We start from the raw sequence: 24271 nt of genomic DNA on the forward strand, positions 1-24271 counted from the left end.
TCCCAAGGTTTGAATTTTGAGTTAGGAGGTTGTTTTAGTGGTTTTGACGATTGCAGTAAGGATACGTATTAGTTCGTCAATTTGGCTTAGCTCTGTGCTCAGGTCGAGGTTCACCAGATCGGATTCTTTTAGAAGACGCAGCCAATACTTTGTTTCTCTGGCTTCCTTAGACGCGATCGCCATTTTCGATAAAAAGTCTCTGCGACTCTGAGCTGCCGTTGCCTCCTCAACATTAGCGCCAATGCTAGTACCGCTCCGCAGCAGTTGCTTAGAAATCACAAACTCTCTCTGCGCCTGCAATTGCTTATAGAGCCTAATAACCCTCAACGCAAACTCAAAACTCTTCCTCTGAACAATACTCTCAGCCATTCCCCCACTCCATACTCAAATTCTAAAATTCCCAACTCTCCCCAATTCCCAACTAAAAACTAAGAACTCAAAACTCCCCTCCCCTTCTTCCCCAATTCAAAACTAAACACTAAAAATTCAAAACTAAACTCCCCCACTCCCAACTACACCCCACAAGGAGCCAGCTATGCAAACACCATTCCGCACCGTCGCCGTTCTCGGAGCCGGGGTCATGGGAACCCAGATCGCGGCTCACCTGGCCAATGCTGGCCTGACCGTTCACCTGCTCGAACTCCCCGCCAAAGATGGCAATAAAAACGACCTGGTAGAGGGAGCGTTCAACAAAGCCCGCAAGCAGTCGCCGCCGATTTTCTATACCCAGCAGGCGGCCAAGCGGGTCATCCTGGGCAACTACGACGAGCATTTCGATCGCCTGGCCAGGGTCGACTGGGTGATTGAAGCAGTGGTCGAAAACCTGGCCATCAAGCAGGACCTGATGGCCAGGGTAGAGCGCACGGTGGGGGCGAGCACGGTAATTTCCACCAACACCAGCGGGCTGCTGATTCACCAGGTGGCAGAGGGCAGGTCGCGCTCCTTCAAACAGCGTTTTTTGGGCACCCACTTCTTCAACCCACCCCGCTACCTGAAGCTGCTCGAACTCATTCCCACCGCCGATACCGACCCCGCCGTGGTGGAGCGGGTAGCGGCATTTGGCCGCGATCGCCTGGGCAAAGGCATCGTCATCGCCAAAGACACTCCCAACTTTATTGCCAACCGCATCGGCGTGTTTGTCTCGATGCTGGGCATCCGCGCTTTCGTGGGCGGCGACTACACCATAGAAGAAATCGACGCCCTCACCGGCACCCTGGTGGGGCGGCCCAAGTCGGCTACCTTCCGCACGGCGGACCTGGTGGGGCTAGATACGCTGCTCTACGTGGCCGACAACCTCTATCCAGCCATTTCCCACGACGAGCGACGAGAGTATTTTCAAGTCCCCGAACTGCTGCGCAAGCTGGTGGCCACCGGCACCCTGGGGGCCAAGGCAGGCCAGGGCTTTTATAAAAAGGTCGACGGCGAAATTCGCTCGCTGAACCCTCAAACCTTTGGTTACGACTCTCCCCGTCCGGTCAATCTAGGTAATCTGGACGGTCTGAAGAAAAAAGATTTGGCGGAACAGCTGCGCCAGTTGTATAGCGATCGCGGGCGGGCCGGAGCCTTTTTCCGCCAGACCATGCTCGAAACCCTGGCCTACAGCGCTAACCGCATTCCCGAAATTGCCGACAGCCCTGCCGATATCGATCGCGCCATGGTCTGGGGCTTTGGCTGGGACATCGGCCCCTTCGCCATCTGGGATGCCCTGGGCTTTGAGCGAGTCATTCAGGACATGGCCCAGGCTGGGCTGACCCTGCCACCCTGGGTCGAGCGCATGCAGAAAGCCGGGGCCACAGGCTTCTACAGTGCCGACCCCGCCCTCTCCGCGCCCTCTGTCTATGTGCCTGGCGAAAGCTATGTCGCCCTGGATGTTCCTACCAACGAACTCCACCTCGCCGATCTCAAAGATCGGCCTCCCCTCTGGCACAACAGCGAGGCCGCCCTGCTCGATGCCGGAAACGGCGTGACCCTGTTCGAGTTTCGCTCCAAGGCCAACACCCTCAGCACCAAAGTGGTTGAAGGCCTGGATGCTGCCCTCGATTGGCTAGCCGCCCACGACGACTACCACGGCATGGTGATCGGCAACGAAGGCCCCAACTTCTGCGTCGGCATCAACCTCGCCGAGGTCGGCAAAATCGCCCAGTGGGAAAATCTCAACCCCCTCAACCGCAACCATCGCACCATCGCCAAGCTGCTCCACGCCGTCCAGGCTCTGGTGCAGCGCATTCACTATTTCCCGAAACCCGTGGTGGCCGCCATTCAGGGTCGGGTTCTGGGCGGCGGCTGCGAACTGGCGATGGCCTGCCCCCACGTCGTCGCCGACGCCGAAACCTACATCGGCCTGGTAGAACTGGGCGTCGGGCTGATTCCCGCCGGGGGCGGCCTGATGCGCCTGGCCCGCTGGGCTGGTCAGCGCGCGATCTCTGACGAATACGCCGACATTCTGCCCTGGCTAAAGCAGGTGTTTCGTACCGTCGGTATGGCCCAGGTTTCCAACAGCGCCTACGAAGGCATTGAGTTAGGCTTCTTGCCCGCCACTGCGCAAATTGTCATGAACGGCGATCGCCGCCTCTACGCCGCCAAGCACAAGGTTCTCTGCCTGCACCACATGGGCTACGCCCCCCCGCCCCATCAGCCCATCCCCGTGCTCGGCCAACCCGCCCGCACCGTGCTAGAGCACATGGCCTACGTCATGCACGCCGGTAACTTCATCAGCGACTACGATCGCAGCCTCGCCAACCGCCTCGCCTACGTCCTCACCGGCGGCGACCTCACCGTCCCCGCCCTGGTCGATGAAGCCTACCTGCTGGGCCTGGAAGGCGACAACTTCCTGCCCCTGATCGACGAACCCAAGACCAAAGAGCGCCTGCTGCACATGCTGAAAACCAAGAAACCCCTGAGGAATTGAGGGGTGAGGGAGGTGGGGAAGGTGGGGGAGGTGGGGAAGGTGAGGGAGGTGGGGAAGAACTCAAACTCCCCCATCTCCCCCATCCCCCCTATCTCCCCCACCTCCCCTATCTCCCCCACTCCAAAACACCATCACTCCCCCACTCCCCACTCCGGAGACTCCCGCCATGAACACCGCCTACATCGTCAGCACCGTCCGCACCGCCGTGGGCAAAGCGCCCCGAGGTACCCTGCGCCACACCCCGCCCGACGACCTGGGGGCTGCCGCGCTGCGGGGCGCGATCGCCCGCATCCCTACCCTGGTCTCAGACCGCATCGACGACGTGATCATGGGCTGCGCCATGCCCGAGGCCGAGCAGGGCTTCAACCTGGGCCGCCTGGTAGCCCTGCGCGCCGGGCTATCGGACTCGGTGGCGGGCTGCACGGTCAACCGGCTCTGCTCCTCGGGGCTGCAAACCATTGCCATGGCTACCCAAGCCGTTGCCTGGGGCCAGTCCGATGTGATTGTGGCGGGCGGGGTCGAGTCCATGAGCCTGATTCCCATGGGCGGCCATCAGTTTTCCCCTAGCGGCGGGCTATTTGCCGAACTGCCCGCCGCCTACATACCCATGGGCCTGACCGCCGAGAACGTCGCCGAGCGGTTCCAGATTTCCCGCGCTGACCAGGATGCCTTTGCCCTGCGATCGCACCAAAAAGCCCTCGCCGCCCAGTCCACCGATCGGTTCAAAGCCGAAATTGTCCCCATCACCCTGCGCAGCACCGAGTACATCGACGGCCATCCCCAAACCTACAAGCACATCTTCGACACCGACGAAGGCCCCCGCGCCGACACCAGCCTCGAAGCCCTGGCCCAGCTCAAGCCCGTCTTTAAAGCGGGCGGCACCGTCACCGCTGGCACGTCCTCCCAAATGTCCGACGGGGCCGCCGCCACCGTCATCATGGGTGAAACCACCGTCCGGGAACTGGGCCTACAGCCCCTCGGTCGCCTGCTGGGCTTCGCCGTCGCCGGCGTGCCCCCCGAAATCATGGGCATTGGCCCCGTCGCCGCCGTTCCCAAAGTGCTCCAGCAGGTGGGCCTCACCCTCAACGACATCGGCCTGATCGAACTCAACGAAGCCTTCGCCGCCCAATCTCTCGCCGTCATCCGCGAGCTGGGCCTCAACGAGGACATCGTCAACGTCAACGGCGGCGCGATCGCCCTCGGCCACCCCCTCGGCTGCTCCGGTGCCAAGCTCACCGCCACTCTGCTCCACGAGATGCAGCGGCGCGGCACTCGCTACGGGTTGGTGACTATGTGCGTTGGCGGCGGCATGGGGGCAGCGGGGGTGTTTGAGAATTTGTTGATCTGAATTGAGGGTGGGGGAGATAGGGGAGGTGGGGAGGTTTAGAGAAGCCAGGATTTGGGGTTTTTGATCAGGCTGACTAGGCCGCTTAGGACTTGGTTGTAGGTTGAGTAGATCGTTTTAGCCCGGTCGCTTTCTAGGTAGTGACACTTGACTGCAAACTTCAGCCAAACCTGGGTTTCAGCGGCTTCGGCTTCACAATCACTCAGTTTCGCAATAAAAGCGGCCTGATACCGCCGCTTTCGCCAAGCCTCCGCCATATTGGCACACACCGACCGAGACGATCGCCGCATCTGATCCGTCAGCGAATACCGCTCCTCCACCGGAAAGGTCTTGCTCAGCTCAAAAATCTCCATCGCCGCCCCAAACGCCAGCTGATATATCACCAAATCCTCATGACTCCTGATCACCCCCCTCTCCCTCTCTCCCATTCCCTTTTTCTCCCTTCTTCCCAATCCATACACCCAATAATTCCCCTCTCCACCTCCCCTCACTAATCACGGAAACCCACCAACCATGCTCCTCCCTACTTTCCTCCCCACCCTCCCCATCTCCCCCACCCTCTTCATCTCCCCCATCCTCCCCATCTCCCTTGTCTTCCTCATCCTCGCCATTCCCCCCCTCCGTCGCACCCTCATCTCCGCTCCCCTCGGCAAGATCGCCCGCAAGCGGCTGCCCAAAATCTCCGACACCGAGCGGGCCGCGATCGAAGCGGGTCAGGTCTGGGTGGAGGGCGAATTCTTCTCGGGTCAGCCCGACTGGCAGCGGCTGCTGAACGAGCCTTACCCCCAGGTGCCGCCGGAGGTGCAGGCCTTCCTCGATGGGCCGGTGGAGCGGGTCTGCCAGATGGCCACCGACTGGGAGATCTACCAGCGCAAGGACCTGCCCCCCGAGGTGTGGAAATACCTCAAGCACGAAAAATTCTTTGGCATGATGATTCCCGCAGAGTTTGGCGGTTTGGGCTTCTCGAACCTGGCCTACAGCGCGGTGATGGTGAAGCTGGCCTCGCGCTCCTTTACCCACGTGGCCACGGTGGGGGTGGCCAATTCCCTCGGCCCGGCCAAGCTGCTGCTGCGCTACGGCACCCCCGAGCAAAAGGCCCGCTACCTGCCCCGCCTGGCCATTGGCGAAGAAATTCCCTGCTTTGCGCTCACGGAACCCCTGGCCGGGTCTGACGCGGCCAGCCTGACCGCACGGGGGGAGGTGTTCAAGGGCGAAGACGGCCAGCTCTACCTGCGGCTGAACTGGCGGAAGCGGTACATTACCCTGGGCGCGATCGCCACCCTGATCGGCCTGGCCTTCCGCCTCTACGACCCCGATAACCTGTTGGGCCAGGGGCACGATGTCGGCATCACCTGCGCCCTGGTGCCGAGGGAAACGCCTGGGGTGGTGATCGATCGCCGACACGATCCCATGGGCGTGCCCTTCTTTAACTCCCCCGTCGAGGGCCACGACGTGGTGCTGCCCATCGAGCAGATTATCGGCGGCGTGGCCCAAGCGGGCCAGGGCTGGAAGATGCTGATGCAGACCCTGGCAGCGGGGCGGGGCATCAGCTTCCCCGCCACCTGTACGGGGGTGGCCAAGCTGGTGTCGCGGGTAGCCAGTGCCCACAGCGTCGTGCGCCAGCAGTTTGGCCTGCCCATCGGCCGGTTCGAGGGCGTCGAAGAACCCCTGGCCCGCATCGCCGGGTTGACCTACGTAATCGATGCCGCCCGCCTCTACACCTGCGGAGCGGTGGATAGCGGAGCGCAGCCTGCGGTGGTGAGCGCGATCGCAAAGTACCAGACCACCGAACTAGCCCGCCACATCGTCAACGACGGCATGGATATTCTGGGCGGCTCCGGCATTTGCCGGGGACCGCGCAACCTGCTGGCCCACGTGTACAACGCCATTCCCATCGCCATCACCGTAGAGGGGGCCAATATCCTCACCCGCACCCTGATGATCTTTGGTCAGGGGGTAATCCGCTGCCACCCCTACCTCTACAGCGAGATTCAGGCCCTCTACGACAGCGACTGGGTCGCCTTTGACCGACTGCTGTGGGGCCATACAGAGGCGTTTATTCGCAACGTCGCTCGCTCGGTGGCCCTGGGGCTGACTCGGGGGCGACTGGCTTCATCCCCCGTCGGTGGTTCCACCGCCATCTACTACCGCAAACTGTCCTGGGCTTCGGCCACCTTTGCCGTCCTCACCGATGTCGCGCTGCTCCGCTACGGCGGCAGCCTCAAGCGTCACGAAAAAATCACCGGCCGCTACGCCGACGCCCTTTCCTGGCTGTATCTGACCAGCGCCGTCCTGCGCCGGTTTGAGGCCGAGGGGCGGCCTGAGGCAGACCTGGCGACGGTGCATTGGGCCGCTCAGTATGGCCTGGTTCAAATTCAAACCGCCTTTGAGGGCATTGCCAGTAACCTGTCGCTGCCCGTTGTAGGAGGTCTAATCAAACCTTTGTTAGGGCTAGGACTGCGGTTAAATCCCCTGGCGACTCTTCTCAGCGATCGCCTGGGTCACCAGGTAGCGAAGGATTTGCAAACGGTTGGGGCAATGCGCGATCGCCTCACCGCTGGCCTCTACCTCCCCACCGACCCCACCGAAGCCCTGGGCCGCCTTGAGGTTGCCCACCGCCTCAGCCAGCAGGTCGAGCCTATCCATCGCCGCCTCAAAGAAGCTGTCCGCAGCGGGCAGCTTGCCACCAACGGGCCAGATTCCCTAGAAACCCTGGCGCTCCGAGCGGGGCTGCTCACCCAGGCCGAATGGGACCTGCTGCGAACCGCAGATCAGGCCCGCAAAGACGCCATCCAGGTCGATGCCTTTAGCTTTGAGGAATATCAGACCGGAACAGCCGTGGAACCTGTGGCCGCAAAGGCCACCTTATAGCGGGTGACGAGCGCACTCAACTGAGTTCAATGTATTGAGCGCCCTCTCCGCAATGCCTTACGGTAATGGGAGAGATTGACGGGTGTTGCCATCATGGGGGCCAAATGACGCTTTCAGGCAAGCAAAGAACCGAGTTTGCCCGACTGTGGCAGCCCGGCGCTGAGGGCATCGAGCTATTCAGCGCTCAGCTCTATCGCTACGCCTTCGCCAAGCATATGCACGAGGCCTATACCATTGGCCTCAACCATTGCGGTCTGGGCGGTTGTGACTATCGCGGCAGCGATTACCAGGCCTACCCCGGCGGTTTCAATCTCATCCATCCTGGCGAAGTGCACACCGGTCACGTACAGGGAAACCGGGGCTGGGGCTTTCGCAATCTCTACATCAGCGTGCCCACTATGGAGCGCATTCTGGCTCAGATCGACTGGCCAGAGTCAACGCTGCCGTACTTTGTGTCTCCCACAAAAGTCAGGGCCGACACCCTGGGGTCGGGGATCTTTAGCCGGGTGTTTGCCGCCTTAAACCGCCCAGCTTCGCGGCTAGAACAAGACACGCTGCTGCTGGAGCTGGTGGCGTACTTGGTCGATCGCTATGCCGATAGGCGTCACAGTTGGCGATCGCCCCAGCCTGAAACCCAGGCCGTGGCGATCGCGCAAGCCTATCTAAAGGAGCACTACGCTGAGAGTATTTCCATTGCCGCCCTGGCTGACCGGGTCGGACTCAGCCCCTTCTATTTGATTCGCAGCTTTCGTCACCAGGTCGGCTTGCCGCCCCACGGCTATCAGCGCCACTGGCAGCTGATGCAGGCCAAGCGATCGCTCCATACCTCGCAGCCTCTAGCCGATATTGCGATCGCCCACGGCTTTTACGATCAAAGCCACCTCACCCGCACCTTCAAGAAAGCTTTTGGCGTTACCCCAGGGCAGTACCGCCAGAGCAATTTTGTCCAAGACCTGCCCAGATAACAATCGGTAGCTTGGGGCCAGACGTTTCGTTTTCGATCGCCATGGCGACCAGGGCATTGTTTAAAGATATCTCGCTGTCGGCCATTATTGCGGGTTTTGTCACCGTGCTAGTCGGCTTCACCAGCTCAGCGGTAATCGTGTTTCAGGCCGCCCAGGCCCTCAACGCCACCCCCGCCGAAATCGCCTCCTGGATGTGGGCCTTGGGACTGGGCATGGGGCTCACCTGCATTGGCCTATCCCTGCGCTACCGCGCTCCGGTCGTCACCGCCTGGTCAACCCCCGGCGCCGCCCTGCTCATCACCTCGGCGGCGGGGGTGCCCATGGCCGAAGCAATCGGCGCATTTTTGGTATCGGGCCTGCTGATTACCCTGGCCGGGTTCACCGGCTGGTTTGAGCGGCTGATGAACCGCATCCCGATTTCCCTGGCGGCGGGGATGCTGGCTGGGGTGCTGCTGCGCTTTGGGCTGGATGTGTTTACGGCCATGCAGACTCAGTTTGGGATGGTGTTGGCCATGTTTTGCGTCTATTTGGGCATGCGCCGCACCAATCCGCGCTATGCAGTGGTTGCAGCGCTGGGAGTTGGCGTTGCGATCGCCGCCCTGCAAAACCAAATCCAGCTCGACACCCTCAGCCTGCAGCTGGCCCAGCCCGTTCTGACCATGCCCCAGTTCTCCCCCGGAGCGCTGATCGGCGTTGCCCTGCCGCTGTTTGTGGTCACCATGGCCTCCCAAAACGTGCCTGGGGTCGCGGTAATCCGCGCCTCGGGCTACGGCTCCGTGCCCATTTCGCCCATCATCGGCTGGACCGGAGCCGTCACCGTCATCCTGGCCCCCTTCGGAGCCTTTGCCATTAACCTGGCCGCCATCACCGCCGCCATCTGCATGGGCCGCGAAGCCCACGAAGACCCCGGCAAACGCTACATAGCCGCGATCGCCGCCGGATTTTTCTACCTGCTAATCGGCCTGTTTGGGGCCACCGTCGCCGCCGTCTTTGCCGCCTTCCCGTCGGAGCTGGTGCTGGCGATCGCCGGTCTAGCCCTGCTCGGCACCATCGGCAACGGCCTCTTCACCGCCCTGAAAGCAGAGCGCGATCGCGAACCCGCCCTGATCACCTTCCTCGTCACCGCCTCCGGCATCACCCTGCTCGGCATCGGCTCCGCCTTCTGGGGCCTGATCGCCGGCACCCTCGCCCTCGCCATCTATCAATTCAAATTCCAAACCAGGCCAATCTCAAAAAAAGACTAAACAATCTCCCCTACAGACTCAAACACAGCCAACCAAGTCTCAAAAAAAGACCATACCCCCCTGTCCCCTCCATCCCCCCTGCCCCCTTATCTTCCCCACCTTCCCCATCCCCCCACCTTCCCCATCCCCCCCTCACCCCATCACCCCCCTCACCCCATCCCTCCCCTCCCCCTCCTCCGCTCAAACTCCCCCAACCTCCGCTCAAACTCCCCCCAATGCCCCTCCATATCCGCCAGCGACACCTCAAACCGTTGAGCGGGTTGATCGGCTAGCGCGATCGCAATCAGCCCCTTCTCCACCTCCAGCCCAAACTCGGCATAGACCTCAGTCGCCGCCGCCCGGTAGGCCGCAATCTGCAAAAAATAATCTCCCAGCCACTCAGGCTTTTTGGGCCGCAGCGCCGTTTTCCAGTCGCAGAGGTGCAGTTGCCCATCTATGACGACCAGCGCATCGGGGAACCCGATAAACCCCGCCGAGTGCCACACCGCCCCTTCCACCAGCAGCACCGCCTCCACCTGGGCCAGCAGAGGTTGCATAGAATCCCAGTAGCCCGTCAAGTCGGCGGGGATAGTGACCGGTTCATCGTTCAGGTAGGCGGCAATTTGTTTGTGCAGCCGCGTGCCCGCCGACGAAGCCTGACCCGAAATACGCTGAGATTCCTCAGCCCCCACCCACTGCCGCCATCGCTGCAAAGCCTCCCGCGCTTCCTGGGGTTTCGTGGCCGACAGCACCGTGGTCACGCCGGGGTAGCAGCGCCCTTCAATTTCGTAGACCATTTTGCGGTCGCGGCGCACCCGCTTAGCCGAGTAGTGGGGAAGCCTGTCCATTTTCAACCGACCCTAGATCGCAACCAAGTTTTGAGCATAGGCCATCCCAGAGATCCTGTCATAAGACTCATTCACATCCATCGTGGACCCAATCTAAAATACTTAGGTCTTAAAGAGAGACAGACCTGAGCCACTTCATGCAGCCCCCTTAGTCGGAAACTTTATAAGACTCAAGCAGATAATCCTTGGACCTTTTATGAAGCCAACAGGTCCCAAAAAGAGACTCAACAGCCCACAAAGCAGTCTTATGCGTCTCACAGAAAGACCTTTCGAGATACTATCGAGTCTCAAGACAAGACAACCGATCTATTCAGCAGCACGCCCGAAGCGCTGTGCACTGTGCGCAACGGCAGGATATCCATTTCTACATAGCGAAGGCAGGTCAATAGCCAGAATCTAGATTAAGACTCATCCTAAAACTGCGGATGCACCCACAGGAACTCCCCTTGCTAGATCACCGGAAACAGCTTTCAAGAATGCCTGATTGACTGACAAAAGTTCTGATGTAGGTTGGTGTTGAGCGAAGCGTTCGCGTAGCGTCTCTAGGGGAGAAAACCCAACACCAGTAAGGGTTTTGTTGGGTTCTGCTGGCGCTTCACCCAACCTTGCATATAAGCGGTACGCCCCTCGGATTTATCCTAAAGGCCTATCGTTGTGGGGAGGACTCCGAACCCAACCTCAAGCTTCCAAGCTTGCTTCGTAGATTCATCAGAGCCTCCCCACCCCTCAAGCCGTCACCCCAAGCAGCCTAGACAGTATGCTGGGCCACCCTCTAGTAGGAACCCGGATTCCGCAAGGATAGTGCGCTTGTAGAGTGACTCGGTGACGACAAACACAGGAGTAGGCTGATGAGTGCATCCCCGATCGCGGTTCCGTTAGGTATCGACATTAGCAAAGCCAGGTTTGACGTGGCCTTGCTGAAAGAGAGGCATCGCGCGAAACGAGCCAAATTCGACAATACAGCCGCTGGTTTCGACCAGCTCAAGGCGTGGCTGAGAGCTCAAGCTATTGAGCAGGTCCACGCCTGCCTGGAAGCCACCAACACCTACGGTCATGCCCTAGCGCGCTATCTGCACCACCAGGGCCATCAGGTCAGTATCGTCAATCCAGCCCGTATCAAAGGCTATGGCAAAAGTCAGCTGAGTCGAACCAAGAATGATGCCGCCGATGCCAGTCTCATCGCCCGCTTTTGTCGCGATCTCAAACCGACGCTCTGGCACCCCGCCCCTGATGAGGTCGCCACACTCCAGCGGCTCACTCGGCGCTTAGAGGCGCTTGAACAGATGATGACGCAAGAAAAGAACCGCCGGGAGCTGTGCGACGACGACGAACTCAGGGCCGATATTGACGCTCATATTGAGTTCCTGGAGGCGCAGGAGACGTCGCTAAAAAAGCGCTTGCAGCAGCTTATTCAAGTCCATGACCGCCTAGCTGAGCAACAGGCCCTCTTGGAATCCATCACCGGCATTGGAACCCAGACCGCGCTCACCGTGCTCGGCGAGATTGGCTCGATTGAGGTCTTTGGTTCAGCACGCCAATTAGCAGCGTTTGCCGGGCTTACCCCCCAAGAGTTTCAGTCCGGTAGCTCTATCCATGGGAAAACCCGGTTGTGCAAGATTGGCCATGCCCGTCTGCGTAAGGCCCTCTATTTCCCAGCCCTCGTGATGATTCGCTATTGCCCTGAAATCCAAGCCTTTCGCCAACGCCTCCTAGACGCTGGCAAGCAGAAGATGCAAGTCGTCGGTGCCGTTATGCACAAACTTATCCGCATCATCTACGGCGTCTTGTCTTCCGGGGAAACATTTGACTCCGCTAAATTAGTCTCTCAGAACACTTGACCTACAGCGACTTAAACAGTATCTACCTCAAAACTTATCCCTGACACCGCACAGCCTAATACTGCCGGGCGGAAATCCAGCCGCCGCTGCAACTCCCCCAACTCCCTTTCACCTTTACGACTGGACGTCCTAACCAACGTGACTATGGCTACAACCTGATTGACTGACAAAATCCCTGAAACCCTTATGCGGCCGTAGCCGCCGTAGGTTGGTGTTGAGCGAAGCGTTCGCGAAGCGTCTCCAGGGGTGAAAACCCAACACTAGCAAGGGTTTTGTTGGGTTTCGCCAGCTCAACCCAACCTACCTCAGGACGTTTGTCAGTTAATCAGGGCGATGAACCCATAGATGCCAGGTTGAACATCGCCGGACTCAGCCAGCACCGTTGGCGATTCAGCTTGCGGCGGAGAAGGCTGGATGAGCGGCAGGCTGGACCAAACAGACGGGTGAGGCCTGTCGCCGGGTCGGCTCTCGGAGCACATAGCCAACCCCTCGCACCGTATGAATCAACCGAGGCATTTGATGCTGTTCCAGCTTCACGCGCAGATAGCGGATATAGACATCTAAAACATTGGATTCAATGTCGGGATTTTTAGTCCAAACCTGCTCAAGGATTTGGTCGCGGGTCATCACCCGCCGAGGATGCGCCATAAAATATTCTAGGAGTGAAAACTCTCTCGCCGTGAGGGCGATCGCGTGCCGATGGCGGTAGACATCGTGGGTCAAGCGATCCAGCGTTAGGTTTTCAAAATGCAGGCGATTGCACTGGGTTTCTAGCCTGGCCCGACGCAGGCGCGATCGCATCCTGGCCTTTAATTCTTCCATTGAAATCTGGGGGAACAGATAGTCATTGGCTCCGGCATCTAGCCCGGCGACACAATCTTGAATGCCGTGCCTTGCACCCAGCACCATGATCTGAGCCCGATTGCCCGTCGAGCGCAGTCGACGACAAATCTCCAACCCCGAAAAATCAGGCAGACCCATGCCTAAAAGAATCAGATCAAACTGCAATTCACGCGCATACAATAACCCCTGTACGCCACTGCGGGCAACCGTAAAACAAGTGTGACCGCCCAGGCCAGGCTCTGAAAACTCACTTAGATTTGACACCAGAAATTGAGCTCGCCGAATATCTGCCTCAATCAACAAAATTTGGGTGTTCATAGGTTATTCCTTTTAGAGCTCAATCTCTCGCCAAACATTTATAAAAATGCTGCGCTGGGTTTTGGCCTAGTGAACAAGACCAGAGCGCAACGCCCGAATCGCGGCCTGGGTGCGATCGCTGACGCAGAGTTTACTCAGGACGTTGCGCACATGACTTTTGACGGTGCCCGTCGTGATGTAGAGCTTTTTGGCAATCATAGAATTGTTGCAGCCGTCTACAATAAGCTGCAACACCTCTAGCTCACGGGCCGTTAAAGAGGCGATCGCAATACTTTTTCTATGCTCTGGATCGACGGCTCGAATCATCACCATCTCTACATATTTGGCCCGTTCGGGTTGACCAGAATGATATGGCGTTACTAACTCCGTAACCTCCTGGGCAACGGTGGCCAACGCTTGATTAATAGCGGCCTTATCCCATGCAATAGCCTGAGCCGAACGCTCTAAAGACGTACGCTGACCGTAGCTCACAGCTGAAGTGGACGCCATCATACTATCCTCATTAATACGCTAATTAAAAAATCTATCCAGCCTTAATTGCGCAGTTGTGATCGAATCAGTTCAGAGAGTATCAAACTTCTGAAATCTGCGTTTGTATGGGTTTAATATAGGGAGTCTTCACCATCCTGTCGCCCACTCAGGGTTGACACTTCTGCCCCACAGCGTGATTGACCCAATCGTCCATCTCCCACTGGATCGCTCACTCCACCTTAGGTTGGACCTGAAACCCAGCCCCAGGTCCCAATCTGACCATGCCAGAGTCGGTCACCTGATTGACTGACAAAAGTTCTGATGTAGGTTGGTGTTGAGCGAAGCGTTCGCGTAGCGTTTCCAGAGGAAAAAACCCAACTCCAGTAACGGTTTTGTTGGGTTACGCTAACGCTAACCCAGCCTACGGCAGTATAAGGGTTTCAAGGTTTTTGTCAGTCAACCAGGTCGGCCACACCAGCGAACCCCCAAAGCAGACCCAAATACTCAGTATTGCTGAACAGAAATCAAGCCACCGTTCCACCTCCCCACCTCCCCTACTCCCCTACTCCCCTACTCCCCCGCTCCCCTGCCCCCTCGCGAATAGTCCACTAACGCATTTTCGTCACCAAACTGCCCTAAAACGTCGTTAGATCGATGGAAAAATAGACGCCGCTCGACTGCCAGGAGCCGCCCGCCTCGCCGCCGTTGAGGGGAATGCCCCAGTCCAGCCGGGCGCTCCAGTAGTCTCCCTCGGTCCACAGCAGGCCAACCCCAGTGCCCACCAGGGTGTGCAGATCCGGGTTGGGCCGCCGGGTGTTCCATCCCGTGCCCAGGTCGAAAAAGGGCACCACTTGCAGCAGGCCCTGGCGATCGCGATCGCGCAAAACCGGCAGCCGCACCTCGGCGGAGGCCAGCAGCGCATTGTCGCTCAGCAGTCGGTCCTGGGAATAGCCCCGCACCGTGTCCTGCCCGCCCAGGCCAAACAACTCTTGAGAGGGCAGGGTATCGCTGGCCAGCTGGGCCTCACCCCGCACCAGCAGCAGCGTGTCGGGGCCGAGCAGTCTGGCCCACTGGGCCTGCCCCAGCCAGGAAAAAAACTCGCCATCGGGGGCGTCGCCAGTCAGGTTCAGTGGGGTAGACCCGCCCAGGCCCAGGTTAAACTGCGATCGCGCCGCCACCACGCTGCGCCCACCCCGCTGCACCCAGTCCTGGGCAAAGCGCAGCACAAACACCTCCACCTCCCCATTAGCGTTGGCCCCAAAGGCCGGGAAGGGGATCGCCTCACCGAGAATATCTTTCAGAAAGACGGTGCGACTCCGCTCCCAGGAGCCCGTCAGCGTCAGGGCCAATTCCTGCGTCGGAGTCAAAATGATCGGCTGGCGGTAGAACAGGTCCAATACGGTGCTGTCGGTGGTAATGCCGAGAACATCGGCGGGCTGACTCACCACCTGGCTGTGGGTGTACTCAAAGCGGGTGCCCACCGTACCGTTGCGGGGGTTGATCGGAATGTGGTAGCTGGCGCTGAGGCGATCGCTGCCGTCGGTATTCAGGTAGCCCAGCCGCAGCCCATCCCCATAGCCAGTTAGATTGCGCTGGTTGAGAAACAGTCCCCGCTCCCAGGTGCCCACCGCAGCCGGGCGGCTGTTGCTGGTGACAACGTCCACATCTACGCTGTCGGCCTCGGTTACCGTCACCGTCAGGCGGCTGGTGCCCGGCTCTACCCCCGCCGACAGATCGCCGGAAATGCTGGCAATCAACGAGTCCAGCTGGAGCAGCCGCAGCGCATCCACCAGGCGATCGACATTGAGGGGAGGCCCAGCCGCCAGAGCCAGACGGCTGGTGATGTAGCTGGGGTTGAGTCGCACTGTGCCCACGACCTGAATATCGCTCAGGCTGCCTTCAATCACCTGAATGGTGACGACCCCCTGCTCCGGCTCCTGGGGCGGAATAAACGCCCCCGACGACACATACCCGCGCTCTACATAGAGCTGGGTAATCGCGGTGCGGGCTTGCAACAGCTCCGCCAGCGTTAGGGGGCGGCCCACGTACGGGGCCAGCACCGCCTGAAGTTCGGCCTGGCTGAATACCGTGCTGCCCACCACCTCAAAGCGATCGACCACCAGGGTGACTTCGCCCGCCGGGGGAGCCGTATCCTCGGGCGGGGGCGTAGCGGGCACCGTCAGGGAAGGATCTGGCGGAGATGGCTCCAGCAGGTCCGTGGGCGGCGGCAGGGGGGGCAACGGTCGCGGCTCGACGGCTGGGGGCGGCACCTGGGCCAGGGCAGGGAAGACGGGCGGCGAACTATCTGACGGCGGGAATAATCCATCGCGGGCCAGTTCCATCGCCACAGCCTGCGGTTCGTGCCCCCCGGCCCCTACCGGAACCTGCACCAAAAACTCGCAAACCAACATCACGCCCATTGCCCTAAAAACAAGCCTCAGCGGGCGAGAAGGTACGTAATTTGCCGTAGGTAGACGCTCTACGGGCCGTAAAGGCTTAACAATAGCCATTTTCTCTCTGGGTCTTAGCTCACCATAGCTGATTGCGGTAGGAGCTAATGGCTTTTTCGCTGCATTCGGCCAGAAAGCCACAGTTCGGTCGTTGACTCCCATAGCCTTGTGTGGCAGAATCCTGCCATCATAAGGCTTGCGGTGAGTGAAGTTTCTCTTCAAAACCAGGGGAATGCTGCTATGAGTCAGTCCTTTGACGCCCTGATCATTGGGGCTGGCCAGGCTGGGCCACCGCTGGCTGGACGGCTGACCGCAGCGGGCATGAACGTGGCGCTGATTGAGCGCCATCTGTTTGGCGGCACCTGTGTCAACACCGGCTGCACGCCGACTAAAACCCTTGTCGCTAGCGCCTATGCCGCCCATCTAGCCCGCCGCGCCGCCGACTATGGTGTGGCAATTGCCGGGGAGATTGGCGTGGATATGCAGCGGGTAAAGGCCAGGGCCAGCGCCGTGGTTGCCAACTCGCGCCACAGTGTCGAGGCCTGGCTGAAGGGCATGGAGGGCTTAACGGTGCTGCACGGTCAGGCTTGCTTTGAGACGCCCGACACCCTGCGGGTGGGCGATGAACGTCTCACCGCACCAAAAATTTTCATCAATGTCGGCGGCCGGGCGCGGGTGCCTGACATGCCCGGCGTGCATGAGATTGATTACCTCACGAACACCTCTCTGCTGGCGCTAGATAGTCTCCCCCGGCATTTGGTGATAGTGGGCGGCAGCTACATTGGCCTAGAGTTTGCCCAGATTTACCGCCGCTTTGGTGCCGCCGTAACGGTCTTAGAGAAAGGCCCGCGCCTGGTGGCCCACGAGGATGAGGATGTGTCTGCCGCGATTCAGGATATTCTCGAAGCCGAAGGTATTCAGGTGCGCACCAGGGCTGAGTGCATTGCCTTTAGACCCCATGCCGACGGGGTGGCGGTGCAAGTAGACTGCTCCGAGGGGGAGCCCGAGGTCGTCGGCAGCCACGTGCTGCTGGCGGTCGGGCGGCGGCCTAATACCGATGATCTGGGTCTCGACCGGGCCGGAGTCGCCACCGACGAGCGCGGCTACATTACCGTCGATGACCAACTTCGCACCAGCGCGCCCGGCATTTGGGCCTTGGGCGACTGCAATGGCCGGGGGGCGTTCACCCATACCTCCTACAACGATTTTGAGATTGTTGCGGCTAACCTGCTCGACGGCGCTGAAAGAAAGGTGAGCGATCGCATCCCCGGCTATGCCCTCTACATCGATCCACCCCTGGGGCGCGTCGGCATGACCGAGGCCCAGGCGCGCGGGTCGGGCCGACCGCTGCTGGTGGGCACCAGACCCATGTCTCGGGTGGGTCGCGCGATCGAGAAGGGCGAAACCCAGGGGTTTATGAAAATCGTGGCCGATGCCGAAACCCAGCGCATTCTGGGCGCGGCAATCTTGGGTACGGGCGGCGACGAAGCCATCCACGGGCTGCTCGACATGATCAATGCCGACCAGCCCTACACCACGATGCAGTGGGCCGTACCCATCCATCCCACCGTGTCCGAGTTAATTCCAACGGTGCTGGGCGGGATGCAGCCGCCGCCAACAGCCGGTGCTGAATGATGGCCCTTGCGTAACCGCTGGCGCTGGTCCCTTACTAATCTCTCAGCAGAGCCTCTCGCCATAGAGTCGTGAAGGATATAGCCGTAGCCAGTCTGGTCCAGGCATTTTCCCTCAAAACGTTCAAACCTTCGAACGTCTCTAGATGCCCTGGGAGCCGCGGTGTTCTAGACCAGCTCGCGCAGGCGGCTTTCTAAAAACCGGCGCTCGGGTTCCTGCCTGGCCAGGTCCAAGGCCCGCTGGTAGGCCTCTCTGGCCTCGGCTGTCTTACCCAGCTGCCGACACAGGTCGGCCCGGGCCGCGTGGGCCAGGTGGTACTGGGCCAGATCGCCCTGGGCCAAAATGTCGTCGAGCAGGTGCAGGCCGACCTGGGGACCGTCGCGCATCGCCACCGCCACGGCCCGGTTTAACTCGACTACGGGGGATGGCTCGATCTGGGTCAGCAGGCTGTACAGGCCCACAATCTGTGCCCAGTCGGTGGCGGCGGCGCTGGGGGCCTTGGCATGGACGGCGGCGATCGCCGCCTGAAGCCCGTAGGAGCCAACGGGGCCAGAGGCCACCGCCTGCTGCACCAGGGCCTGCCCCTCCGCAATCTGCGCCTGGTTCCAGAGGGCGCGATCCTGATCGGCGAGCAGGATGAGATCGCCCGTCGGGGAGGTGCGGGCTGTTCGCCGCGACTCTTGCAGCAGCATCAGCGCCAGCAGCCCGATCACCTCGGGGTTGGGCAGCAGTTCCATAACCAGTCGCCCCAGCCGAATCGCCTCGCCCGACAGATCGGCCCGCGTCAGCGTCGGGCCGGAGGAGGCCGCATACCCCTCGTTGAAGACCAGATAGATCACCTGGAGAACGGTGTCTAGGCGGTCGGGCAGCTCGGCGATCGCGGGCACCTGGTAGGGGATGCCCGCCGCGCGAATTTTGGCCTTGGCCCGCACAATTCGCTGGGCCAGGGTTGGCGGGGCGACCAAAAAGGCGCTGGCAATTTCCTCGGTTTTTAGGCCGCAGACCTCCCGCAGGGTGAGCGCCACCTGGGCCTCCCGGGGCAGGGCCGGGTGGCAGCAGGTGAAGATCAGCCGCAGGCGATCGTCCTCGACATCGTCGTCGGCTATCTCGGCCGCAGGAGTATCGAGCCGCTGGGCCAGCTCGGCCAGGGAGGCGTCGAAGCGAGTGCGCCGCCGAATGGCGTCGATGGCCCGAAACCGGCCCACCGAAACCAGCCAGGCGCGCGGGTTAGCCGGTACGCCCTCCCTGGGCCAGCGCTCCAGGGCCACGGCAAAGGCCTCGTGGAGAGCTTCCTCGGCCAGATCGAAGTCGCCCAACAGGCGAATCAGAGTGGCAAACACCCGCCGCGACTCGGCGCGATAAACGGCATCTAGCTGCCTGTGGATCTGTCTGGGGTTGTCCATGCTCGATGCTTCAGAAATCGACATCCGTCACCTTGCTCCAGACCCAAATAGTACTATAGTACCATGACCAACGCTGCGACTACCGCTTGCTGAGCCGTTGCCAGCCGTCTTCTAGCAGCGTGTAGAGCACCGGCACCACCACTAGACTCAGCAGGGTTGAGGTGATCAAGCCGCCGATGATGGCGACGGCCATGGGCTGCCGCAGCTCGGCCCCGGCCCCCAGGCCCAGGGCAATGGGCACCATGCCCAGCACCGTGGAGGCCGTGGTCATGAGAATGGGCCGCAGCCGCACCTGGCCTGTGACTTTGATGGCGCGATCGCGGCTCAGCCCGGCCTCGCGCAGCTGGTTGATGTAGTCCATCAGCAGCAGGGCGTTTTTATCCAGCAGGCCCAGCAAAAACAGCAGCCCGATCACCGAGATCATGCCGAAGTCACTCTGGGTAATCAGCAGGGCCAGCATGGCCCCCACCAGGGCCAGGGGCAGCGACAGGCCCACCACCGCTGGCTCCAGCAGTCGCCCAAAGGGAATCCACAGCACCACCAGCATGCAGATCACCGCCAGGCCCAGGGTGGTGCCAAAGCTGCCCAGCACTTCGTTGAGCCGGGCCGAATCGCCCCCCAGATCGACCGTCACCCCCGGCGGCAGGATCTCGTTGGCGATCGCCACCATCTGATCGGTCGCCTTGCCCAGGGCCTGTCCGGCACTCAAATTGGCGGTCACGTAGGCCACCCGCTGGCCGCTGCGCCGATTGATTTCGACAATCTCGCCAGCGCTGCCGACGGCTTCAGTGGTCGAGACATCCACAAACCCCGGCAGCGCGGCCACCCGGTCTTTGAGCGCCGTCGCGGCCTGGTGGAGCTGGGCTAAATCCTCTCCTACCAGCACCACTTGCAGGGGCTTTTCGCCGCCGGTATCGACAAACTGGAGGTCTTCGACGCTGGTGGTCACCCCTGGAATCTGGGGCAGGTCAGCCCGCAGCTGATCCTGCACTTCGGCGGTGGTCAGGGCGCGATCGGGGCTGAGGGTGACGTAGAGCTTGCCCTGGTTGGGCTTGCCCCGCACCCCCACCGTGGTCAACACCGACGCCACCGCCGGGGCCTGGAGCACGGTGGCTTCGATCTGCTCGGCCACCGATTGGGACTGGGCAAAGATCAGCTGCATCGGATTGATCTGGGCCGCCGCCCCGGCCGCCTGGGCCAGCCTGGGGTTGCGGGCCTGCTGGGTCAGAACGCCGCTCGCGGCACTGCCCTGGGCGCCCGGCTGGGGCAGCGGCGCCTGGTAGGTGACATTGAACTCGCCCCGGTCGAGCTGGGGAATAAACCCCTGGGGCACCAGGGGAATCAGGGCAATGCCGGCCACCAGGCTGGCGATCGCCAGAGCCACCACCATCCACCGATGGCCCAAGGCCCACCCCAGCAGCCTGCTGTAGCGCCGCGCCAGCCAGCCGTTGGGCGGGGCTTCGGTGATCATGGCGGTCGTTTCGCTGGCCGCCGCAGGAGCGCCAGGGGGCAAATCCTCTGACCCAGCGGCCTCCGGAGGCAGCTCCGATCGCCTGCCGCGCAGCCAGTACACCGCCAGAACCGGCGACAGGGTGCGCGCCACCAGCAGCGAGGTAAGCACCGCCGCCGACACCGTCAGGCCAAAGGGTTTAAAGAACTGCCCCACGGTGCCCCCCATCAGGGCCACGGGCAAAAACACCGCCACAATGCTCAGGGTCGACACCGACACCGTCAGGCCAATTTCTCGGGTTGCCCGCAGGGCCGCCTGTTTTGGCGATTCCCCCGCCTCCAGGTGGCGCATGATGTTCTCCACATCGACGATGGCATCGTCCACGATGATGCCAATCACCAGGGCCAGGGCCAGCAGGGTAATGGTCTCCAGGTTGAAGCCGTAGATCGCCATCACCACAAAGGTGCCGAGCAGCGAGGTAGGAATCGCCAGGGCCACAATCAGCGTGGCCCGCCAGTTTCTCAGAAACCAGAAGATGACCAGCACGGCGATCGCGATCGCCAGCACCAGCGAGTCAATGGTGGCCTGGGTGGATTCTTGAATGAAATTGGCCTGGGTCGCCGCTTTGGTGATCTGGAGGTCTGGCATCGCCGCTTGCAGGTTCTGCACCACGGCTTCGACATCGTTGACCACCGCCAGGGTGTTGGCGCTGCCCCGCTTGATCACCTGCAGGGCCAGGGCCTCGGCCCCGTTAAACCGAATCAGAGTGGGGGGATTGAGCAGATTGGTCGAGGGGTTTTTCGCGCCAGGGGCCTGGTTATTGGCCAGGGGCGGCGGGGCCAGGGTCTGCTGCCCGGCGGTGCCCTGGAGGTCGACCCGGAGAACGCCAGGAACGGCTTCCAGGGGCGGAATGACATCGGCCTTGACCCGCTCGGCCAGGGCCACCAGATCGCCATCGGCGGCGCCCAGGGCGTAGCTAATGGCGGCTTCCTCGTTGAGGTTGAGGGGAATCACCTGGGTCTGGGTGGCCTCGGGCAGGGTCAGCTCCGCCAGCGCTTCCTCCACCGCCGCCGTTGAGGCTTCCAGGTCGGTGCCCACCTTAAACCGCAGGTTCAGAACGCTCTGCCCCGGATAGGTGGTCGAAAAAATGCGGTTTAGACCCTCCAGGGGTTCGAACTGGGCCTCCAGGGGCACCGTGAGCTGGGCCTCGGTCTCCAGGGCCGTGGCCAGCGGGGCAGAGCCGTTCACTACCACCACCGGAAAGGTGATGTCGGGAAACAGCGCATACTCCAGGGAGCGAAAGGCGAACAGCCCGGCCACGCTGACCACCAGCCAGAACGCAATGGTCAATCCGGCATGGTTGATCGCCAGCTTAGAGAGGTTGAGGCGATCTTTGAGCAGCCGTGGGGGCGAGGCCTGGGGCATAGGATCTAGGCAAATAGGGCCATTGCAGAGAACGGGAGGTTGGAAGGCTCGACAGGGTAGGAGGTGTCCATTCTAAGATGTGTCGTTCTAAGTCTGTCAGTTGTTCTAAATCTGTCATAGTAAATCCAGAAAATTAGGGATTCACCAGTTCCAGCATGCCAATGGTACAGACGGCTTTAGGAGGGTTCAGGTGCCGCTAGCCGCTCCAGCAATCACAACGCTTTTGGTCCCCCAGGGGGCAGAGTATGCCGCTGTGTGCAGAGGCCTAAAGCCGCTGAAAAAGGCTGCGATCGCGCTGCCCCAGGTGGTGCCGATTCCCGTGGGTGGTGAGGCGGTGACGGCGCGGCTGAAAGCCCTGGAGCTGCCTCCAGGGGGCTGTTTGGTGATGGGACTGGGGGGAAGTCTATCGCCAGCGCTGGGGGTCGGGGCCGGGGTGATTGGTCAGCGCTGCCTGACGGTGGTGGAGGGTAGCGTGGTAGGGGATAGTCCTGGCCAGCCCAGCCCCGATTTAGTGGGTTGGATGCAGGATCGGCTGGGTCACGCCGCTGGCTTGGGGACGGTGGTGACCAGCGATCGCATTCTCACCACCGCCGCCGCCAAGGCCGCCCTCCACCATCTCACCCAGGCCGACGTGGTGGATATGGAGAGCAGCGCCGTCATTGCCGCCCTGGCGCCCCATCCAGTGGCGATTCTGCGGGTGATCAGCGATGATTACGATCAAACCCTGCCGGATATCACCGCCGCCCTGGGAGCCAACGGCGATCTCAAGCCCTGGCCCCTGGTTAAGAGCTTTATCCAGCAGCCCGGGGCAGCCGCCCATTTGATTGCTGGCTCCCTGCGCGGTCTCCGGCGGCTAGAAGCCCTAACCCATCAACTGTTTGTTTAGCCTCTATGGACATTCTTCAACGGCTGAAAGCGCGCCAGGCCGAAAATTTTGATCTGCACACCCAGCACCTCAACGCCCAGATGGTCAACGTGCTCAAGACCATTGGCTTCAATCGCCAGTACGTGCGGGCCGAAGGCCCCTACCTGTACGACCAGGAGGGCCACCAGTACCTGGATTTGCTGGCCGGGTTTGGGGTGTTTGCCCTGGGGCGCAACCATCCCACCGTAGTCCAAGTGCTGCAAGACGTGCTGGGGGCCAGCCTGCCCAACCTGGTGCAGCTCGATGTGTCGCTGCTGTCGGGGCTGCTGGCGGAAAAGCTGGTGGAAGTCACCCCCCCCGGCCTCGATCGCATCTTTTTTGCCAACTCCGGCACCGAAGCCGTGGAGGCAGCGATTAAGTTCAGCCGCTACGCCACCGGGCGCAGCAAAATTGTCTTCTGCTCCGGGGGCTACCATGGCCTCACCCTGGGGTCGCTGTCCGCCACCGGAGACGACTATTTTCGCGCCGGCTTTGGCCCCCTGCTGCCCGACTTCATCGAGGTGCCCTTTGGCGATCTGGCCGCCCTGGAGCAGGCTCTACACCGCAGGGATGTAGCCGCCTTCATCACCGAACCAATCCAGGGCCACGGCGTCTGGATTCCGCCTGAGGACTATTTACCGGGTGCCGCCGCCCTCTGCCAGCGCACCGGCACCCTGTTCGTGGCCGATGAGGTGCAGACCGGCCTGGGCCGCACCGGCCAGTGGTGGGCGGTGGATCACTGGGGGGTGGAACCCGACATTCTCTGCGTGGCCAAGGCGCTCTCCGGCGGGTTTGTGCCCGTGGGGGCGGTGGCCTGTCGGCAGTGGATCTTTGAAAAAATGTTTAACCGCATGGATCGGGCTGTGGTGCACGGCAGCACCTTCGGCAAAAATAACCTGGCCATGGCGGCGGGGCTGGCCACCCTGGAGGTGCTGGAAACCGAAAACCTGATTGCCAATTCCGCCCGCATGGGAGAACGGATGCTTGCCGACTTGCAGCCACTAGTCACCCAGTACGAGTGCCTCAAAGAAGTGCGGGGCCGGGGCCTGATGATCGCCCTGGAGTTTGCCGAGCCCCGCAGCCTGTCGCTCAAAATGGCCTGGAAAATGCTGGAGGCCGCCAACCAGGGCCTGTTTTCCCAGATGATTACGGTGCCTCTGTTTGAGCGGCATCGGATTCTCTCCCAGGTGGCGGGCCACGGCATGAATGTGGTCAAGTTTATTCCGCCCCTGACGCTGACCGAGGGCGATCGCCAGTGGATAGTCGAGGGCGTTACCGATGTGGTCGCCGATGCCCACCGGGTGCCAGGGGCCGCCTGGGACTTTGGCAAGTCGCTGGCCACCAAGGCTCTGCGGATGAAAGCCGGAGTGGGCTAAG

17 protein-coding genes are annotated in these 24271 nt (G+C 61.2%); 9 read left to right on the plus strand and 8 right to left on the minus strand.

Annotated elements, in window-relative coordinates:
* Positions 1-21: 21 nt before the first annotated feature.
* Positions 22-369 carry a four helix bundle protein gene (locus LEPTO7104_RS0129940; RefSeq protein WP_017302258.1) on the minus strand — a complete coding sequence of 116 codons (348 nt, stop codon included), beginning with the start codon at positions 367-369 and terminating at the stop codon, positions 22-24.
* 166 nt (positions 370-535) lie between these two features.
* On the opposite strand from LEPTO7104_RS0129940, the gene LEPTO7104_RS0129945 reads away from it, so the two are divergent.
* The gene (locus LEPTO7104_RS0129945; RefSeq protein ID WP_026073203.1) at positions 536-2908 is read left to right on the plus strand and encodes a 3-hydroxyacyl-CoA dehydrogenase/enoyl-CoA hydratase family protein; all 2373 of its coding nucleotides are present in this window, start codon (positions 536-538) and stop codon (positions 2906-2908) included.
* Positions 2909-3074: 166 nt separating this feature from the next.
* Complete coding sequence (locus LEPTO7104_RS0129950) at positions 3075-4256, plus strand: thiolase family protein (RefSeq protein WP_017302260.1); 1182 nt, start codon at positions 3075-3077, stop codon at positions 4254-4256.
* 35 nt (positions 4257-4291) lie between these two features.
* Here the strand turns inward: LEPTO7104_RS0129950 and LEPTO7104_RS0129955 are convergent, their stop codons facing one another.
* Positions 4292-4606 carry a four helix bundle protein gene (locus LEPTO7104_RS0129955; protein ID WP_017302261.1) on the minus strand — a complete coding sequence of 105 codons (315 nt, stop codon included), beginning with the start codon at positions 4604-4606 and terminating at the stop codon, positions 4292-4294.
* A 160-nt stretch (positions 4607-4766) separates the two neighbouring features.
* Between LEPTO7104_RS0129955 and LEPTO7104_RS0129960 the strand changes: the two genes are divergently transcribed.
* The 3 genes from LEPTO7104_RS0129960 to LEPTO7104_RS36185 all read left to right on the plus strand — a co-directional run bounded on the left by LEPTO7104_RS0129960 (position 4767) and on the right by LEPTO7104_RS36185 (position 9333).
* Positions 4767-7124 (plus strand): acyl-CoA dehydrogenase, encoded by a 2358-nt coding sequence (locus LEPTO7104_RS0129960; RefSeq protein WP_017302262.1) that lies wholly within the window; start codon positions 4767-4769, stop codon positions 7122-7124.
* A 104-nt stretch (positions 7125-7228) separates the two neighbouring features.
* Positions 7229-8089: a helix-turn-helix transcriptional regulator gene (locus LEPTO7104_RS0129965; RefSeq protein WP_017302263.1), complete on the plus strand. Its 861-nt coding sequence runs from the start codon at positions 7229-7231 to the stop codon at positions 8087-8089.
* A 41-nt stretch (positions 8090-8130) separates the two neighbouring features.
* Positions 8131-9333, plus strand: a complete 1203-nt coding sequence (locus tag LEPTO7104_RS36185; protein ID WP_017302264.1) for a benzoate/H(+) symporter BenE family transporter — start codon at positions 8131-8133, stop codon at positions 9331-9333.
* Positions 9334-9482: 149 nt separating this feature from the next.
* Here LEPTO7104_RS36185 and LEPTO7104_RS0129975 read toward each other — a convergent pair whose 3' ends face one another.
* Positions 9483-10160: a hypothetical protein gene (locus LEPTO7104_RS0129975; RefSeq protein ID WP_017302265.1), complete on the minus strand. Its 678-nt coding sequence runs from the start codon at positions 10158-10160 to the stop codon at positions 9483-9485.
* 848 nt (positions 10161-11008) lie between these two features.
* On the opposite strand from LEPTO7104_RS0129975, the gene LEPTO7104_RS0129980 reads away from it, so the two are divergent.
* A complete protein-coding gene (locus LEPTO7104_RS0129980) occupies positions 11009-11998 on the plus strand; it encodes an IS110 family RNA-guided transposase (protein WP_017302266.1) in 990 nt (329 codons plus the stop codon).
* Between the two features lie 390 nt (positions 11999-12388).
* On the opposite strand, the gene LEPTO7104_RS36190 is transcribed toward LEPTO7104_RS0129980, so the two are convergent.
* From LEPTO7104_RS36190 to LEPTO7104_RS36200, 3 genes are all read right to left on the minus strand, one after another.
* Positions 12389-13159, minus strand: coding sequence for a response regulator transcription factor (locus LEPTO7104_RS36190; protein WP_017302267.1), 771 nt, complete (start codon positions 13157-13159; stop codon positions 12389-12391).
* Positions 13160-13225: 66 nt separating this feature from the next.
* Positions 13226-13648 carry a response regulator transcription factor gene (locus tag LEPTO7104_RS43055; RefSeq protein WP_083887233.1) on the minus strand — a complete coding sequence of 141 codons (423 nt, stop codon included), beginning with the start codon at positions 13646-13648 and terminating at the stop codon, positions 13226-13228.
* Between the two features lie 617 nt (positions 13649-14265).
* Positions 14266-16050 (minus strand): ShlB/FhaC/HecB family hemolysin secretion/activation protein, encoded by a 1785-nt coding sequence (locus tag LEPTO7104_RS36200; RefSeq protein WP_017302269.1) that lies wholly within the window; start codon positions 16048-16050, stop codon positions 14266-14268.
* A 270-nt stretch (positions 16051-16320) separates the two neighbouring features.
* Here LEPTO7104_RS36200 and LEPTO7104_RS0130000 point away from each other — a divergent pair, with 270 nt between their 5' ends.
* Entirely contained in the window at positions 16321-17715 is a 1395-nt protein-coding gene (locus LEPTO7104_RS0130000; protein ID WP_017302270.1) for an FAD-containing oxidoreductase, read from the plus strand.
* A 164-nt stretch (positions 17716-17879) separates the two neighbouring features.
* Here LEPTO7104_RS0130000 and LEPTO7104_RS0130005 read toward each other — a convergent pair whose 3' ends face one another.
* Both LEPTO7104_RS0130005 and LEPTO7104_RS0130010 read right to left on the minus strand, forming a co-directional pair.
* Positions 17880-19139: an RNA polymerase sigma factor gene (locus LEPTO7104_RS0130005; RefSeq protein ID WP_017302271.1), complete on the minus strand. Its 1260-nt coding sequence runs from the start codon at positions 19137-19139 to the stop codon at positions 17880-17882.
* Between the two features lie 55 nt (positions 19140-19194).
* The gene (locus LEPTO7104_RS0130010) at positions 19195-21990 is read right to left on the minus strand and encodes an efflux RND transporter permease subunit (RefSeq protein WP_017302272.1); all 2796 of its coding nucleotides are present in this window, start codon (positions 21988-21990) and stop codon (positions 19195-19197) included.
* Between the two features lie 190 nt (positions 21991-22180).
* Here LEPTO7104_RS0130010 and LEPTO7104_RS0130015 point away from each other — a divergent pair, with 190 nt between their 5' ends.
* Positions 22181-22876, plus strand: a complete 696-nt coding sequence (locus tag LEPTO7104_RS0130015) for a phosphorylase family protein (protein WP_026073207.1) — start codon at positions 22181-22183, stop codon at positions 22874-22876.
* A gap of 5 nt (positions 22877-22881) precedes the next feature.
* Entirely contained in the window at positions 22882-24270 is a 1389-nt protein-coding gene (locus LEPTO7104_RS0130020; RefSeq protein ID WP_017302274.1) for an aspartate aminotransferase family protein, read from the plus strand.
* The last annotated feature ends 1 nt before the right edge of the window (position 24271 follow it).

It is taken from the genome of Nodosilinea nodulosa PCC 7104 (assembly GCF_000309385.1).
Classification (GTDB): Bacteria; Cyanobacteriota; Cyanobacteriia; order Phormidesmidales; family Phormidesmidaceae; genus Nodosilinea; species Nodosilinea nodulosa.